General features: G+C 57.1%; 16 protein-coding genes and 1 tRNA gene. 8 read left to right on the top strand and 9 right to left on the bottom strand.

Going from position 1 to position 15,036, the window contains the following annotated elements; translation table 11 throughout:
* Window positions 1-75: transfer RNA gene (locus tag A4E33_RS09570), tRNA-Glu, on the top strand.
* A gap of 128 nt (window positions 76-203) precedes the next feature.
* A complete protein-coding gene (locus A4E33_RS09575) occupies window positions 204-929 on the top strand; it encodes a hypothetical protein (protein WP_292347608.1) in 726 nt (241 codons plus the stop codon).
* A 66-nt stretch (window positions 930-995) separates the two neighbouring features.
* Here A4E33_RS09575 and A4E33_RS09580 read toward each other — a convergent pair whose 3' ends face one another.
* On the bottom strand, window positions 996-2,660 hold the full coding sequence (locus A4E33_RS09580) for a zinc-ribbon domain-containing protein (protein WP_292347610.1): 1,665 nt from the start codon (window positions 2,658-2,660) through the stop codon (window positions 996-998).
* Window positions 2,661-2,739: 79 nt separating this feature from the next.
* Window positions 2,740-4,017: a serine--tRNA ligase gene (gene serS, locus A4E33_RS09585; RefSeq protein ID WP_292347612.1), complete on the bottom strand. Its 1,278-nt coding sequence runs from the start codon at window positions 4,015-4,017 to the stop codon at window positions 2,740-2,742.
* 96 nt (window positions 4,018-4,113) lie between these two features.
* Between serS and A4E33_RS09590 the strand changes: the two genes are divergently transcribed.
* Complete coding sequence (locus A4E33_RS09590; RefSeq protein ID WP_292347614.1) at window positions 4,114-4,584, top strand: GNAT family N-acetyltransferase; 471 nt, start codon at window positions 4,114-4,116, stop codon at window positions 4,582-4,584.
* A 73-nt stretch (window positions 4,585-4,657) separates the two neighbouring features.
* The gene (locus A4E33_RS09595; protein ID WP_292347616.1) at window positions 4,658-5,074 is read left to right on the top strand and encodes a hypothetical protein; all 417 of its coding nucleotides are present in this window, start codon (window positions 4,658-4,660) and stop codon (window positions 5,072-5,074) included.
* Here the strand turns inward: A4E33_RS09595 and A4E33_RS09600 are convergent.
* The 7 genes from A4E33_RS09600 to A4E33_RS09630 form a co-directional block, all read right to left on the bottom strand.
* Entirely contained in the window at window positions 5,071-6,039 is a 969-nt protein-coding gene (locus A4E33_RS09600) for a zinc-ribbon domain-containing protein (protein ID WP_292347618.1), read from the bottom strand. The genes A4E33_RS09595 and A4E33_RS09600 overlap by 4 nt on opposite strands.
* Window positions 6,040-6,154: 115 nt before the next feature.
* Window positions 6,155-6,565, bottom strand: coding sequence for a zinc ribbon domain-containing protein (locus A4E33_RS09605; RefSeq protein ID WP_292347620.1), 411 nt, complete (start codon window positions 6,563-6,565; stop codon window positions 6,155-6,157).
* Window positions 6,566-6,580: 15 nt separating this feature from the next.
* Entirely contained in the window at window positions 6,581-7,939 is a 1,359-nt protein-coding gene (locus tag A4E33_RS09610) for a hypothetical protein (protein ID WP_292347622.1), read from the bottom strand.
* 148 nt (window positions 7,940-8,087) lie between these two features.
* The gene (locus tag A4E33_RS09615; RefSeq protein WP_292347624.1) at window positions 8,088-9,128 is read right to left on the bottom strand and encodes a two-component regulator propeller domain-containing protein; all 1,041 of its coding nucleotides are present in this window, start codon (window positions 9,126-9,128) and stop codon (window positions 8,088-8,090) included.
* Window positions 9,128-9,781: an ABC transporter ATP-binding protein gene (locus tag A4E33_RS09620; protein ID WP_292347626.1), complete on the bottom strand. Its 654-nt coding sequence runs from the start codon at window positions 9,779-9,781 to the stop codon at window positions 9,128-9,130. Before A4E33_RS09620 ends, A4E33_RS09615 begins: the two co-directional genes overlap by 1 nt.
* A 4-nt stretch (window positions 9,782-9,785) precedes the next feature.
* The gene (locus tag A4E33_RS09625) at window positions 9,786-11,408 is read right to left on the bottom strand and encodes an iron ABC transporter permease (RefSeq protein ID WP_292347628.1); all 1,623 of its coding nucleotides are present in this window, start codon (window positions 11,406-11,408) and stop codon (window positions 9,786-9,788) included.
* Window positions 11,409-11,427: 19 nt separating this feature from the next.
* Window positions 11,428-12,480 carry an extracellular solute-binding protein gene (locus A4E33_RS09630; RefSeq protein WP_292347630.1) on the bottom strand — a complete coding sequence of 351 codons (1,053 nt, stop codon included), beginning with the start codon at window positions 12,478-12,480 and terminating at the stop codon, window positions 11,428-11,430.
* 175 nt (window positions 12,481-12,655) lie between these two features.
* On the opposite strand from A4E33_RS09630, the gene A4E33_RS09635 reads away from it, so the two are divergent.
* The 4 genes from A4E33_RS09635 to A4E33_RS09650 all read left to right on the top strand — a co-directional run.
* On the top strand, window positions 12,656-13,453 hold the full coding sequence (locus A4E33_RS09635; RefSeq protein ID WP_292347632.1) for an AAA family ATPase: 798 nt from the start codon (window positions 12,656-12,658) through the stop codon (window positions 13,451-13,453).
* A 4-nt stretch (window positions 13,454-13,457) separates the two neighbouring features.
* A complete protein-coding gene (locus A4E33_RS09640; protein ID WP_292347634.1) occupies window positions 13,458-14,225 on the top strand; it encodes an AAA family ATPase in 768 nt (255 codons plus the stop codon).
* 207 nt (window positions 14,226-14,432) lie between these two features.
* Window positions 14,433-14,735, top strand: coding sequence for a hypothetical protein (locus A4E33_RS09645; RefSeq protein ID WP_292347636.1), 303 nt, complete (start codon window positions 14,433-14,435; stop codon window positions 14,733-14,735).
* An 83-nt stretch (window positions 14,736-14,818) separates the two neighbouring features.
* On the top strand, window positions 14,819-15,036 hold a 218-nt coding region (locus A4E33_RS09650; RefSeq protein WP_292347638.1), incomplete at its 3' end, for a hypothetical protein.

A 15,036-nucleotide genomic window follows, 5' to 3' on the forward strand; every position in this document is an offset into this window, starting at 1 on the left:
GCTGCTATAGTGTAGTCCGGCCAATCATGCGGGCCTTTCACGCCCGCGACTGGGGTTCGAATCCCCATAGCAGCACTCTGTTCTTTTCACACGTTCCAGAAGAAGCCCCCGGTTCCTGCCCGTGATACGGTGTATCATGCTCCTGTGCCGCGTCTCTTCATGAATCAATATATACGGGGGAAAAAAAAGGATCTCCTGTAACAATGTTCCGTACCCCCCTGCCGAACGAAGATCAGGCACGACTCGAAACGCTCAGCACCCGGCAGCTTGTCGGATTTTTCGAATCCTGCCTGAAACGGGGACTGCCCGTTCAGGATCCCGGCCTGTTTGCCTATGCCTGGGGAATCCTGTTCTCACGGTTTTACCTCTCCGCACAGGATCTTGTTGCAGAGATGCAGCTGGAGGGGCATAAACCCGGTATCGGGGATGAGCGCATGCTCAGGGAATTTATCCGGGCGGATTGCAGAAACGGAGGGCAGTTCGTCCTCCGGGTGATAAAAAAGGGAGGAATGATCGACCGTGCGGCATTGATCATGATTGCCGATCTCAACGATCTTGCCGGCATCGAGTTTGAAGGAACGACAGCCATCCACATTCTTGCGGATGCGTGTGACAGGATTATCCGCCCCCTTTTTATCAGAAGGGCAGGGTCCCGGCTTCTCTCGAAGGTGTACGACAAGCGGGGGATCCCGGCGATCTACACGGTTTTCTCTCTGGGGGATCTGAATCAGGAAGACCTGATGGCGGTTGCATCCGTGTTCTCGGAGGAGGACCTGAAGAACACCCGGTCCAGGAGCGGGGGAGGCAAAGACGCCCTTACGGTTTTTGATGAGGTTGCGCGGTCTGTCAGGAGTCACGCACCCCTGGACCGGCATACGTTTTACCGGCCGCTCCCGCCAAAGGATACCGGACCTGGTGATAAGGCCTGATCATAACCCGGCAAAAAACGTCACTATCGTGTCGGGATAAACGGACCGTAAAAAAAAGAGTGCACCTTACGGTGCTGTTGCTGATGCTGTTGCCGCAGGTGTCGCGGTAGTGGCTGGTATCAGGACGGCCTCGAACTCAATACGTCCCTTCGGTGCAGTCGTCTCTGCGTGTTTGACGAGCACCCCGTCCTTGTAAACGTCGACCGAGAATAATGCGGAGGTACCCTCGGATTTCTGGAGGGATACTGCAACGGGACCGGTGGATGTCGATATCTGGTAAAGATTCTTGGTATCAACTACATCCTGCATCCGTCCCGGTGTCCCGACAGAGCCCGAGAATTTGCCGGTGGTCGTGATTTTCACAAAGACGCCGTTTGGCGGTACTGGTAACGGGGCTGGCGATGCCTGTTGGACGGGGGTGGGCTGTTTCACGGTTGTTGTGACGGCAGGTACTGTTGTCCGGGCCGGCGTTCCTGTTTCCGTGATTGGTACGGTGGGTGTGGGGGTCACCGGCGGGGGTGTCCCGCCCGGCTGCATGAATAATACATATGCCCCTCCAAGGATGGCAAGGATGACAACCGCAATGACTGCGAGGAGTCTGACCGAAATCTTCCCCAGTGCAGGGGTTGGCGGCACCGATCCCGAAGACTGCGGAGCGGCGGGCGGAGAGGCTGGTGTTTCGGGAGTTGTGGCAAGCGGTGTTGCTGACGGTGACAGGACGGGCCATTTCACTTCGCCTGCCGGGGCTCCGGTATTTGCAGCAGCCGGTGCGGGACCGGCAGGAGGAGCAGCTGGTTCCTGGTCTGCAGGTGGCGGAACTTCTGCCGGGTGCACGGGATATACCTGCTTCTGCGGGACAATGGGAGCCGGGCCGGTTCGTGGCACCGAGTCTTCGATGAGGGGTTCGATCGAATGGATAACCTGTTCAATCGGACGCTCTTTCTTCTCAGATATTGTCGGGAATACCGGAGAGGGATTGACCTGGACCTGCGGAACAGCGGCAGCCGGGGGAGTGTACTCCTCCCAGGTGACCGCCGGTTCCTCCTGCGGTATTCCGGATGCATCGGTATCCCTGACCACCGGTGTACCACACCGGTTGCAGAACGCCGAGTCGGGGGGCACGCGGTTACCGCACCGGTTGCAGAACGATCCCGTGGGAAGGGAGGTTGTCTCAACAGGCGCCGGCATTGCCGGCGCGGCTTCGACAATTTTCTTCATCGGCCGGGCAATCTCGATCCGTTTCTTCGGTGGCGGCGGATTTGTCACTTCGATACGGGGAGGTGCCGCGGCAGGCGGTTGTGCTGCGGCGGGCTGCTGTACGGGGGGCCTGACGGCAGGAGCCGGTGCAGTTTCTTTCGGGGCGGGCGTCTGCGTAACCGGGTGGTACACGGTCGATGTCACGTTCTGCCGGAGCGCCCTGATCCATTCCTCCGCCTCGCGCCTGCGCTCCCCGCCGCTTGTCTTGGAGAACGTGAGAACCATCTGGCGGGTGTTGCCGCTGATGGTGATGATGGAGATGGTGATCGTCGGATCGCGGATCGCATTCTCGCCGCCTTCAACATCCTTCAGGGTAGCGAGATTGATCTCCTGCGGGGGGATGGAACCCTTTTTGGAATCAATCAGGACAAGGCGGCGGGTCGTGAGGACGACCTCGAAGACCACGGATTTCACCTTGACATTCTGCGCCTGCAGGACAACGCGCTCGTCACTGTACAGTTCGGGATAACTCAAGCAACAACCACCTTCTTATTATATATAAGCGGTCATCAGCAGATAAGGATTTCCGGATTCAAGGCAGGTTTGCACCAGGTTACAGGTACTCCCGGTCGTTCATATACGGCCTCAGGGCGCCGGGGATCTCCACCTTTCCGTCTTTCTGCTGGTAATTCTCGAGAATGGCCCTGATGACCCTCGACGTTGCGACAGCAGTCGAGTTGAGGGTGTGGATGTGCTGTTTTGACTCGAAATCGGACTTGTCCCGGACGCGGATGTTCAGACGGACTGCCTGGTACGAGGTGCAGTTCGAGCAGGACACAACCTCTTTGTACGCGTTCTCCCGCGGCATCCAGACCTCGATATCGTATTTCTTGGCGGCAACCGTCCCGATATCGCCCGTGCAGATGTTGACAACATGGTAGGGCAGGCCGAGGCCGGCAAACAGCTCCTCAGCATTAGCAAGGAGTTCCTCGTGGATCGGCCAGGAATCCTCCGGTTTGCAGAAAACAAACTGTTCGACCTTGGTGAACTGGTGGACCCGGAACAGTCCCCTGGTGTCCAGCCCGTGCGCGCCAATCTCGCGGCGGAAGCAGGGGGAGATACCGGCGAGGCGGAGGGGGAGGTCCTTCTCCTCAAAGATCTCGTCCCTGTACATTGCCCCGATCGGATGTTCGCTGGTTGCAATCAGGTACGCGTCGTCCCCGTCAATTTTATACATCACCTTCTCAAAATCGGCAAGGTCCGTAACCCCCTCATAGGAGGAACGGTTGATCATGTAGGGGGGGATGACCGGGGTAAAACCTTTCTTTTCCAGGAGATCGAGGGCATACCGCTGGAGCGCGAAGTCGAGGAGGACAAGGCTGCCTTTCAGGAAATAGAACCCGGCACCGGCAATCTTGGCCGCCCGCTCGAAGTCGGCCCAGTTGTTGTCGGCTGCAAGCTGGCCATGGTTTTTCACTTCGAAGTCCAGTGTACGGGGCGTGCCGACCCGTTTCACCTCAACATTTTCCGAGTCGTCCTTCCCCTGCGGCACACTCTCGTGCAGGATGTTGGGAAGGCGCATCAGGTAGGTATGGATGGTTTTTTGTATCTCCTCCTGTTCAGCATCGCATTCGCGGATCTTCCTGGGCAGGTCCGCGGCCTCAGCCATAAGATCTTTTGCATCCTTTCCTGCCTTTTTTGCAGCATTGATATCCCGGGCGATCGTGTTGCGCCGCTGGCGAAGGGCATCGGTCTCAACCTTGATCTGCCGCGACCGGGCATCTTTTACAAGCAGGTCGTCGACCCAACCGATCTTCTCCCTGTCATTCCGTTTCTGTAAATCGGCCTTTACTATCTCCGGGTGCGCCCGGACGAACCTGATGTCAAGCATACAAAAACCTTCGCGCTGTCAATCCTGCACGTATTTTCCCGTACTATGAATTGGTTACCCATCATACTTTATCGTTTTAATTCTTATGTTGAACCGATGCATGTGATTGAATACCGGACAACCGGTTTTACTGAGATCGATGTCATCCGGCCGCTCTGGCAACAGCTCAACGCACACCATCATGCGAAGGCATCCCGGTTCAGGGAACGGTATGAGCAGATGACCTTTGAAGACCGCAGGTCGCATTTCCGCAGGTGCCTTGAATCCGGTGACCTCCGCATCGATCTTGCCCTTGATAAGGAAACCGGCCGGTTCATAGGATATTGTGTCTCTTCACTGTCCCGTGAAAAGAATGGTGAGATCGAGTCCCTGTTTGTTGAAACCGGGTACCGTATGCAGGGGATCGGTACGGCCCTAGTCAACCGGGCGCTCGGCTGGATGGACGGGTGCGGGGCAGAAAGAAAACGGGTGGCTGTAGGAGAAGGGAATGAAAAATCCTTTGCGTTTTACGAAAAGTTCGGGTTCTTCCCGCGGATGACCGTGCTGGAACAGAAAAAACAGGCCTGATCGGATTTTTTTACGGCATGCTTTTTCTGTTACTGCCGGAAATCCTTAATCCTTGCACGGCAAGTGATGTACTATGCGGTCTGGCAGGATCCTGATCTTTGTCTTCAACTGCGACCGGGGAAATCTCTCTGCCATCAGGAATTATTCGCAGAAACCCGCTGACAGCAGGGCTCCGGATTGTCACCTCCTCGACCTTATCTCGAGCCCGGTTGGCATCAAAAAAGCCTGGAAGCGGTTCATCCAGCAGCTGGCAATCCCCTGCCGGTTCCTCCACCATGATGAGTACGAGGAGGAGTTCGGCGCCCTGCTTACGCCCCTGCCCGCAATTTTTCTGTACTCCCACAAGACGATGAGCCTTTTTATCTCTGCCGATGAACTGCGGGGACTCACAACGGTTGAAGACCTGATAGAATATCTCGACAAAAAAATCAGGACGCTGCCGCCGGCCTGGAGCGGATCGGAGGATCTGCATCCCGGGAAAAAAGGTTAATAGGTGCCCATTCGTTTCTTGTATTCGAAGACCTTGTCGACAACCTTGTAGGTCTCACCATTATAGAAATTCGCGGTAATCTCGACCCGGTTCTCCTTGTCTGACCCGGTAAGCGTTATGCTGTTCCCCCGCTCAAGACGACTCATGGTCTTTGTCTCGGTTGTGCCGTCCGACCGTGTCAGCGTGATCACCAGTTCCCTGACCCCATACTGCCCGTTCCCTCCCTGGAACGTTACGATGATGTTGCGGCTGATGGCGTCGCGTTCAACATCGATGATAAGCGTGCGGTCGGACGGGAGCGAGTCCGTGGGCCCTGCAACCAGTGAGACAGTGCCGGCCGTGGCAGTGTTACCGCTACTTGTTACGGCCGGGCTGCCGGAACCCTGCGAGACCGTCTGGGTTGCCGGGGGTGTTGCAGGCGTTCCGGTCCCCGAAAGCATGGGAAGGACAACAAAATAAGCGGCTGCGGCCAGCAGGGCGAGGACAACGATACCGGCAATGATCATGGTCGTCTGCGACATCGGCTGTTTCGGCCCGGTTGCCTGCGCTGCAGCTGCCGGGGTCCCTTTTACCACAGCAGGCGCCGGAGCCGGTTTTTCATCGGTTTTTACCGGAGGTTTCACAGGTTCCGGTGCTATTTTCTCTTCGGCCCTGACCGCTGCAGGCGCCGGAGCCGGTTTTTCTTCGGTTTTTACCGGAGGTTTCACAGGTTCCGGTACTATTTTCTCTTCGGCCTTGACCGGAACAGGTGCCGGAGCCGGCTTCTCTCCCGTCACAGCCGGGGGTGCAGCAGCGCCGACAGGAGTCCCGCAGTTCTCGCAGAATTTTAATCCCGGTGCAAGCGCCGCACCACACTTTGTGCAGGCAGGCAGGGCCTCAATCTTTGCACCGCAGGACTCGCAGAACTTCATTGCAGGCGTAACCGGGCTGCCGCATTTCGGGCAATTTGCTGGATTTTCTGTCACGAATACACACCTCAGGTCTCTGGTTCGATGGTTTATCCTGATAGTAGTAGTAATCTTTCAGGATCACTATATGCGTTTTGTTCTCCGGCCGCGCAATGCGGGACAAGCGAAAAAATCAGCTGATCTTTGCCCCGCAGCTGCTGCAGAACTTCAGCCCGGGCCGGAGGGGGGCACCGCACTGGGGGCAGAATTTTCTCAAGGGGGTCTCTTTCGTTGCGGCAGACGGAGACGGGGTTGTGGCGGCCCCTGCTTTCACTATTTCAATCTCGCTTCCGCGAAGCGAGAAAATTACCGATCCTGCAGGAGCATTGATATCTTTCCAGGAATTGTGCGGACGGTCGAAAAAGTACCAGCGTTTCGTCATCGGGTTGAGAAAGAAACGATAATCGCCAAGCGAGAATGTCCAGGCCTCCATCTCTCCGAATTGCTCCGCGGGATTTTTCTCCGGGTCAACGGGCCTGTTCTTTATCAGTTCGAACCGGTCTTCGAGAGCTTTTTGTCCGGGACTCATGATTTCGTGTGCCATAACTGTTCCTCCTGGTCAGAACATTAACTCGTTCACGGAGGGTGTTCCCCCGAGTTCAGCGTTCCATACCTTGATCCAGTCGGCGTGCTTGTAGATTGCCGGCTTTCCGTCAATGAGGCTGCGCCAGACATCAACCACGTATTTCTCCCCGTTCGGGAACTGCACGACATTCGCGGTGTGGTTCATCAGCGGATTCCGTTCAATGAAGATCTGCCCCATCTTTACATTTTTACCGAACTGCGACTGGAGGTTTTTCAGCAGTTGTTCTCCGTATTTTGCAGCCTCCTCACAATGCAGACGTTCCGAACTGGTCAGCCAGTCCGAGAGCTGCGCCTTGACCGGGAAATTGTACCATGCCTTCTGGGAAAGTGTTGCATTGGAAACGTACTTGCCCTCGGCAGCGAGTTTTGTGATGAGATTCTGGAGATCGGCTGTGAGGATGGTCTGGTTAATCACTGCCTGCGCCGCAGGACTGGCCCCGGAGGCGGCATTCTGCAACAGGGTCTGGAGGATGGTCGGCCCGTTCACGAGTCCTGCAAGTATTGCGGCAGCGATTCCAGCCATGATCTCTGCAAATCCCGGCGTCCTGAGGCAGTCCTGTGCATTCAGCGGATCCCGGGTACAGTCATCGGCAACAACCGGCGCAATGAACGATGAAAAAACCAGGAGGCAGATCATGATGCAGATCCCGGCTGCAGGGACAGACGGGGGTCGGGCAGGCCCCCCGGCCTTTGGAGCCGGGTCCCTGACGATGGCATAGGATACGAGAGTCCCGACCACAATATTTGCCTGCATCAGCGGATACTGACTGATATGAAAAATATTGTAGAGGATCCATGCTGTGAGGAACGGTGAGAGAATTCCGATGACGACCAGCATGAGACGGGGGAACTGTTTCCGTGTCGGCTGGACGGGAAGGAGGACCTCATCAAACGTTGGTCGCATGATGACAAGGATTACCGGCATTGCAACCATCAGGACCGCGGAGAGGATATCGAATCCTTCTCTCAGCCCTCCGTACAGGAACCAGACCGCTGCAGCCACGACACCCCCAAGGATGGAGAGCAGGTCCCACCACTTCTGCGGCCGCTGTGCCAGCGGGACCTCTTTTGAGATCTTTTTAAACTCATCCATACTCATGAGTTCCTGGGCCGATGGTCTGGTCCCTGCGGCGGGGGGTGTGCCGGGAATCCAGGTTTTTCCGTCCCAGAAAAGCCATCCCGGTCCCGCAGGATCCGGCTGCCACCACCGCCCGCTGCTGTCGGTGACGCGGATGGCATTGAGTGCCGCGATATAGGCGTCCTGCGAAATCTCCCTGCGGGCCAGTTGTCCGGCCATGTGCTGCCGTTCCTGTTCAGCCTGCGAAAAATCCATAACCATCCCTCCGTTCCCAGTGCCGGGTCCGGTGGACCCGGTCAATCCGGTGTATGACTTGATAGCCTCCGGGCCTATTAAAAATTTTTCACGACGGTATTTTGATAAAACAGAAGGGATACTCGTTTCAGCCGTATCGCACTTCGTATCATGGCTGTTCCAAATCTGCAGGAGGGAAGACAGTATCCCTGCTGATCCGGGAGAGCCCGCTGTTTGTCCCGAGCCAGTAGGTCCCGTTATTGTCCTGCGCCATGATTTTTACTTCAAACCCCGCCAGTCCGTCCCGATCGGTCAGGATTGTCCACGACCCGTCCTGGCCTGCAGCTATACCGTCGTATTCTGAACCGATCCACATCCGTCCCGCATCATCCTCAAAGACCGACCGGGTGGATTCTCCGGCAAGCCCGTCCTGAACCGTCAGGTTTGACCAGGTCCCTTCATGGTACCGTGCTGCGCCGCCGTGGCGGGAAAAACCCGTTGCCACCCATATCGACCCATCCCGCGCCTGCGTCATGCCCCGTACAGACAGGTGCGGGAGACCGTCGCTGACAGAATAGGATGACCACGAGGTTCCGTTCAGCCGGTACAATCCACCATGGGTCGGCAGGCCGCACCCGATCCAGAGATTGTCGTGGCGATCAACAAGGAGCACGTCAGCGCAGGCAACCGGCGGGGCACCGTTCCGGAGCGCACTCGTCCACGAACCCTGGCTGAATGCGAATACATCCGTATCGGTTCCGATGGTAATCGTCCCATCCTGTCGCTGCGCGATGCTGAGGGCTTTGGTAAACGGTACACCGTGGGCCGGGGCGATAACCTGCCATGATCCGTCACGGAAGACTGCCAGTCCCCCGTCGTGGGCAACCCAGATCCCCCCTTCACGATCATGGAAGATCTGCCGCACGTACCCGAATGACGGGGGAGTGCCGGGAGCAGCAGTTCCTGTTCCTGTTTGCCGGTCGATGAGGATGACCCCGTCCTTTCCCCCGGTCCATACCGTATCATTGACAATGATAAGCGTTGAAACTTCGTACGGTGGGCGGATGATCTGCCATCCCGGGGGGACGGTCCTGACCTGCACGAACCCGAGCAGGTTCTGGAGGAAAACAATGATAATGAGAATGATAAGGATCCCGGCAATGAGCTGTCCCGCGGCTCCGATCCTTCCCGTTATGACACTCTCCGGCATCAGATCCCGCTGCCCGTGACAGTCCCGTTCTCAAACCGGATGAGCGGACCGCCAATCTCGTCTGCTTCACCTTCATCATGGGTGACGTACACCATGCATGCTCCGGATTCACGCACAGAATCGATGATAAGCCGGAGCAGGTCCTTTCTGAGTGTGCGATCGAGATTGGTAAGCGGCTCGTCACAAAGAAGGGTCTTCGGCCGTGGTGCCAGTGCACGGGCGAGCGCCACCCGCCGTGCTTCCCCGCCGGAGATTTCGTCAGGGTACCGCGCTGCAAGCCGGAGGATGCCCGTGCGTTCCATCAGCAATCGGGTGCGCTGCTCCATTTCTCCTGACGGGAGGTCAGACAGGCCAAACCGGATATTGTCTGCAACAGTCATATGCGGCCAGAGTGCGCCGTTCTGGAAGACGAAGCCGATCGATCGCTCCGAAGGCGGCACCATGCAGTCAGGGCTGCTCACGATCCTGCCGTCCATCGTGATTTTGCCGGAATCGGGAGTCTCGAGGCCGGCGATCAGCCGGAGAAGTGTGGTCTTCCCGCTGCCGGAAGGGCCGAGAAGGGCGAGCTGCGCACGGTCCGGTATTGTCAGTGATACCCGGTTGACTGCCGGGTGGGAACCAAAGATTTTGCTGACGGATTCGAGTTCGATCATACCATTACGTTCCTGATTTCCCGGTACCTGTCGTGAAGTGACGACTGAGCGCCCAAATTGCGAGGATCGTGCCGGTACTGACAGCAAGAGTCAGTACGGTAACCATCATGCATAAACCTGCAACATCGGACGATGATCCGTAATGCAGGTAGTTATAGATGCGCATCGTGATCGTTGCATGCCCGGGAGGTGAAACGATCAGCGTGGCGCCCAGTTCTGCCAGTGTGAGGGCTGCGAGGATCCCCGCAGATACCACGAGCCCGGGAGCATAGAGCGGGAGGCTGATCCTTGTCAGAGTGTCTGCACGGTTTCGTGTAAAGACCGCAGCTGCATCGAAGAGGGCCGGGTCGATGAAGCGTTTCTGGATGAAGAGGACGATCGCGGCAAACGGGGCGAATCTCACAACAGAGACCAGGGCGGGCATGATAAGGCCCGGGTAGACCGCGGAGAGGACCGGGAGGTTTCCTGCGGTTATCATTCCGATGCCGATGAGTGGTGCCGGGACGGCAAGCGGGATAAGGGTGATGGTCCAGGCAGCTGCCCCGCGGATCCCGGGTCTTGACAGTTCGCCGGCAGCTGCATACGCGAGCGGGACGGAGATGACGATGACAAGCAGCGCAGTGAAAAGGCTGAACATGAGTTCATTCTGCGCCATGAGGATTGAAGTGATCAGCGCTTCAGGTCCCTGGATCGCGAGGATGAGGCCGGTGAAAAGGACACCGATCTGGACGATAACCATGGCCGCGGCACCCCGTTGGAGTGCGAGGAACCAGCCGGGATAGTACGGCGGGGTGCCGTGACGTACCGGGAGCCAGTCAGGAGTCTGTGCGAGGGTACGGATCCCCCTCCGGCACGCGATCATGACGATGAGGGTGACGAGAAGGAGCGGCAGGGCATACAGGAATGCCTGGGACGGGCTGTTGGAAGCGCTGAACTGGGCAAAGATGTCCAGCGCATACACATCGGCACCGAAGAGGGACGGTACTGAGTAGTCCGTGCAGCAGATCAGGAAGACAAACCCGAACGCGGCTCCGAGGGCCGGGGCGGCAAGCGGGAGCGTGATTGAGAAAAGGACCTGAAGATCGGAACGGACGATCCGGCCTGCATCCGTAAGCCGGGTATCCACGGAAGCAAACGCTATCCATGAAAGAAAGAGGGAGAGCGGGAGCAGCGCCATCAGTTCCACCCAGAAACTGATCAGCCACCCTGTTGAGGGAACGCCGGGAAATACCGCTGCCGCAGAGTGGAATGCCTCCGACCATGTCAGCGCATGGATGTACGGGGGAATCCCTGCAAGGGCCAGGAGAAGCAGGAGAATGCCGTAGAGCAGATTCCTGCGGGTTGTCGTGAGGGCAGACATGAACAGGATACCGATGATGATGCCCGCACCGGCAACGGCAGATGCGAGCCCGATGCTTGCTCCAAGGAGCCCCAGCCTCCGTGGCGTGAGGAGGAGCGGGACCATGATATCGGAAGACCCGTTCAGGATTGCCTGGATAAGGTCGCAGGAAAGGCCTGCCAGCGGCAGGAGCAGAAGGAAGAAAAATAATCCTGTGGCGACTAGCCGGAGAATGGTCTCCGGCGCGTGACCGGTATGGATGCTGCGGAATACTTCTGGCATGTCCATAGTGTTTCAGGTGAAATTGTCAGCGGATGAATATCTCGGTGAGGTCTTTCTGGGCCGGCTGGAGAGCATTGAAGGTGTCTTCGTACGGCAGGGGGATTGTCTTTATGCCGGTGACATTGACACACGGGGACGGGGGAATGTCGCGGACCGGTATCTGGATCCAGCCGGAATCCACGAGGGCCGATTCCCGCTTCCTGTCCAGCAGGTAGTCCATGAAGATTTTCGCCTCCGCGGGATGCGGGGCTCCCCGTATCAGGGCAACGGTGTTGGGTATCACGAGGGTCCCCATCTGGTCTTCTTTCTGGTCCGGGATGATGATAGTGACATTCTTCCCGCTCTCCACTGCACCGCATGCATCGTCCGTATCGGTCAGGCCAAAGGCCATCTGCCCGTCGGCAACGAGATCCCGTACAACGGAATTGCCGTCAACAACCCTGATATTGCGCTTACTGGCTGCAGCAAACAGATCGTGTGCCCTCTCTTTCCCGAGATAGCTGTACAGCGCAGCAGCATGGGTCGCGGTTGTACCGAATATCGGATAGGCTATACCAATGGATGGCCCCGGGTACTGTTCGTCCAGCAGATCATACACCGAGTCAGGATACCGGTCGGGAGAGAGCAGATCAGTATTAACGATAAAAATCCGGGCCCTGCCGCCGAAGCCGGTCCAGGTATCTTCAGCATCCCGGAACCGCGCCGGGATATCCGATGCCGACAGAGAGCGGTATGGGGCAAGGACGTTCTCGTTTTTCAGTACAATCGTCTGGCTGAACTCCCCGCTCCAGAAGACATCGGCCTGTGGCCGGGTCTTTTCTGCAATGAGCCGGTTCACAAGTCCTGTGGTCTTGGTTGCTTCCACGTCATATGCCGGGAGAACCCGGATACCGCTCTCGTTCTCAAAGGCCCGGAACACCGGTTCGGAATAAACCTGGTCTACCGATGTGTAGACAACAACGATCCTCTCTTTTTCCTCTCCCCCGTGCTGCCCGGGAATGACGAAAGCGGTGGCCAGCACAAGGACAAGGACAAGAACAATACCGATGGCAATTGTTGTATTCCTGTCAGTCATCATGAATCACGCGAGATGAAGTACACTGTATCTTCCGTGGCATTTTTTAAAAAAACTCTGTTTTTACGTTTCGAGGTATTTCACGGTATATCAAGCGGAGTAGCCGGGACGCAGGTACCATCCGTACACTTAATAACGAGGTCAGACCACCCTATTCTGATATCGCGGGGGTGGATGCATGAAGATTGCAGTGTCCGGTAAGGGTGGAACGGGGAAGACATTTCTCGCCGGTTCGCTTGCTGCGTGTTTTGCGTCGGACGGGCACCCGGTGATTGCCATCGATGCGGATCCGGCGCCAAACCTGGGCCTGACTCTCGGGCTCACTTCAGAAGAGGCTGCAGCAATCGTTCCCGTTGCCGAGAACGAACAGCTCATCCGGCTCAAGACCGGCACGGAATATTCCGGCGTCTTCCGGCTGACTTTCACGGTCGATGACATTATCGCACGATTCGCAGTCCCGACCCCGTCCGGGGCCCACCTGCTGGTCATGGGGACGGTCCGCTCCCCCGGGTCCGGGTGCACCTGCCCGGCCCATTCCGTGGTAAAGGCACTCATGCGGCACCTGATCGTGGACCGGGACGATTATGTCATCCTCGATATGGATGCCGGGGTCGAACATCTCGGCCGCGGTACCGCAGAGCGCGTCGATACGATGCTCGTGGTCTCCGATGCCAACCGGAAATCGCTGGAGGTTGCAGGGAATATCTGCCGGATGGCAAAGGATGCCGGTATTCCGGCTGTGGGTCTTGTCGGCAACCGGATTGCCACGTCTTCGCATGACCGGGCAGTCCGGGAGTATGCTGCCCAAAACGGGATCCCCGTCGCCGGCATGATACCATTCGACCAGGCCGTCTATGACAATGCGATTGACGGGTCACCGGTCGATCCCGCCGCGTCCCCCGCATTTCGGGAGATCAGCCGCATCGCCGCCTCACTGGTGTCCGGTGCATGGCAGGCGGGGGGCCCGGGAGGATGAACCGGTGAAGACGATCGTTACCATGGGACGGGGAGGCACCGGAAAGACCAGTTTCGTTGCCCTGATGGCGAAGTACCTGATCGAAAAACAGGCAGTCCCGATCCTTCTGGTGGATGCCGATCCCGACCAGAACCTTGCCGAGATGGTCGGGGTGGACCTGGAAACTGCCGGAAAAAAGACCATTGCCGAACTGCTCTCTGAGACGTTTATCGAACGGGGAGGAACGATGGCAGGAGTCGCACCGTCAAAACGGATCGAGAGCCGGCTCTGGGAGGAGGGGTTGTACGAAGGGGGTAATTTCGACCTGCTTGCGGTCGGGACAAAATGGGTGGAAGGCTGCTACTGCCTCCCGGATGCAGCTTTGAAGAATGCGCTGGTAACAATCACGCGGCAATATCGTTTCATCCTGATCGACTCACCGGGAGGCCTCGAACACCTCAACCGCAAGATCGCAAATGATGTTGATGTCGTTCTTGATGTGATGGGCCCGTCCAGCAAGTCGTTTGCGCATGTCCGGCGGGCCTACCGGGTTATACAGGAGACCGGAATACGGTTCGGCCGGTTCATCGTCCTGGGCGGCTACGCGTTCACCCCTGGCCTGGATAACCGGGTTGCAGCGGAGACCGGTCTTCCCTATGGCGGGAAAATTGCCGAAGACCCGTACATTGCGGAGCATGTCCTTGCAGGAAGATCCCTGCTGGACACCCCGAAGGACTCCCCCGCGTTCAAATCTGTCTCAAAAATCCTCGAATCCGTTCTTGCAGACATGTAAGGATTCTGCAAGAGCATCTTCCATTTTTCCCCGGCGAAAATATCGGATTAAATACGATCGCATTCCCTGCCCCCGCGGTGTACCTCCATTGCCGGGGGTTACTATCCAAAAGAGGTACGGGGGCATCAGCGTTCATCGTTTATCTGAGAACGTGATTTTCAAGGGAAATCCATCAGGGATATCTTCGCTACCGCGATGTACCATGCGATGAGCGAGGATCAGATTCCCAGTCAGGGTATGACGTATGCACGTGACCCCGACCGACAGAACGAAGACTTTTCAGAACAGATCATCGTCATTCCGAAATCGGTGAGAAGAATTCAGCAGGTGAATTCTCCGAAAACCACGGCAAAAATTCAACACTCTCAGATTGCAGCAGAGGGCTGGGAATCAGCCTTCCTGCACAATGGTGGTATATACCGAAGCCCGGCATTGGAACGGGAAAAACCCCCCGGTTGCCGGAATTTCCCCTTTCGTATTACGATACGCTTTCTTGGCAGGCGATTCTGACTGCGGAAGTCCGACAGGGATCTTCGATAGACTTATCAGACATATTATCGATGTATACTTGAAATCAGCCGCAGGGGGGTACCGTGAGCAGGAAAGGTGTCAATTTCAGTATCAGGGAACTGGATTCCGATATTGCGCGGTTCCGGGATATCAGCATCTCAATCGGCGCGATCCACCGGGATACCTGGAATGAAAAGATCGGTCCGACGCCGTTTCCTTCACTTTCTGCACTCCGTTCATGGGACCATACCCTCCTCGCACGGTACAAACCGTTTTATATGCCGTTCTGCGATCTCTGCTG

It is taken from the genome of Methanoregula sp. PtaB.Bin085 (genome assembly GCF_002067035.1).
Taxonomy (GTDB): domain Archaea; phylum Halobacteriota; class Methanomicrobia; order Methanomicrobiales; family Methanospirillaceae; genus Methanoregula.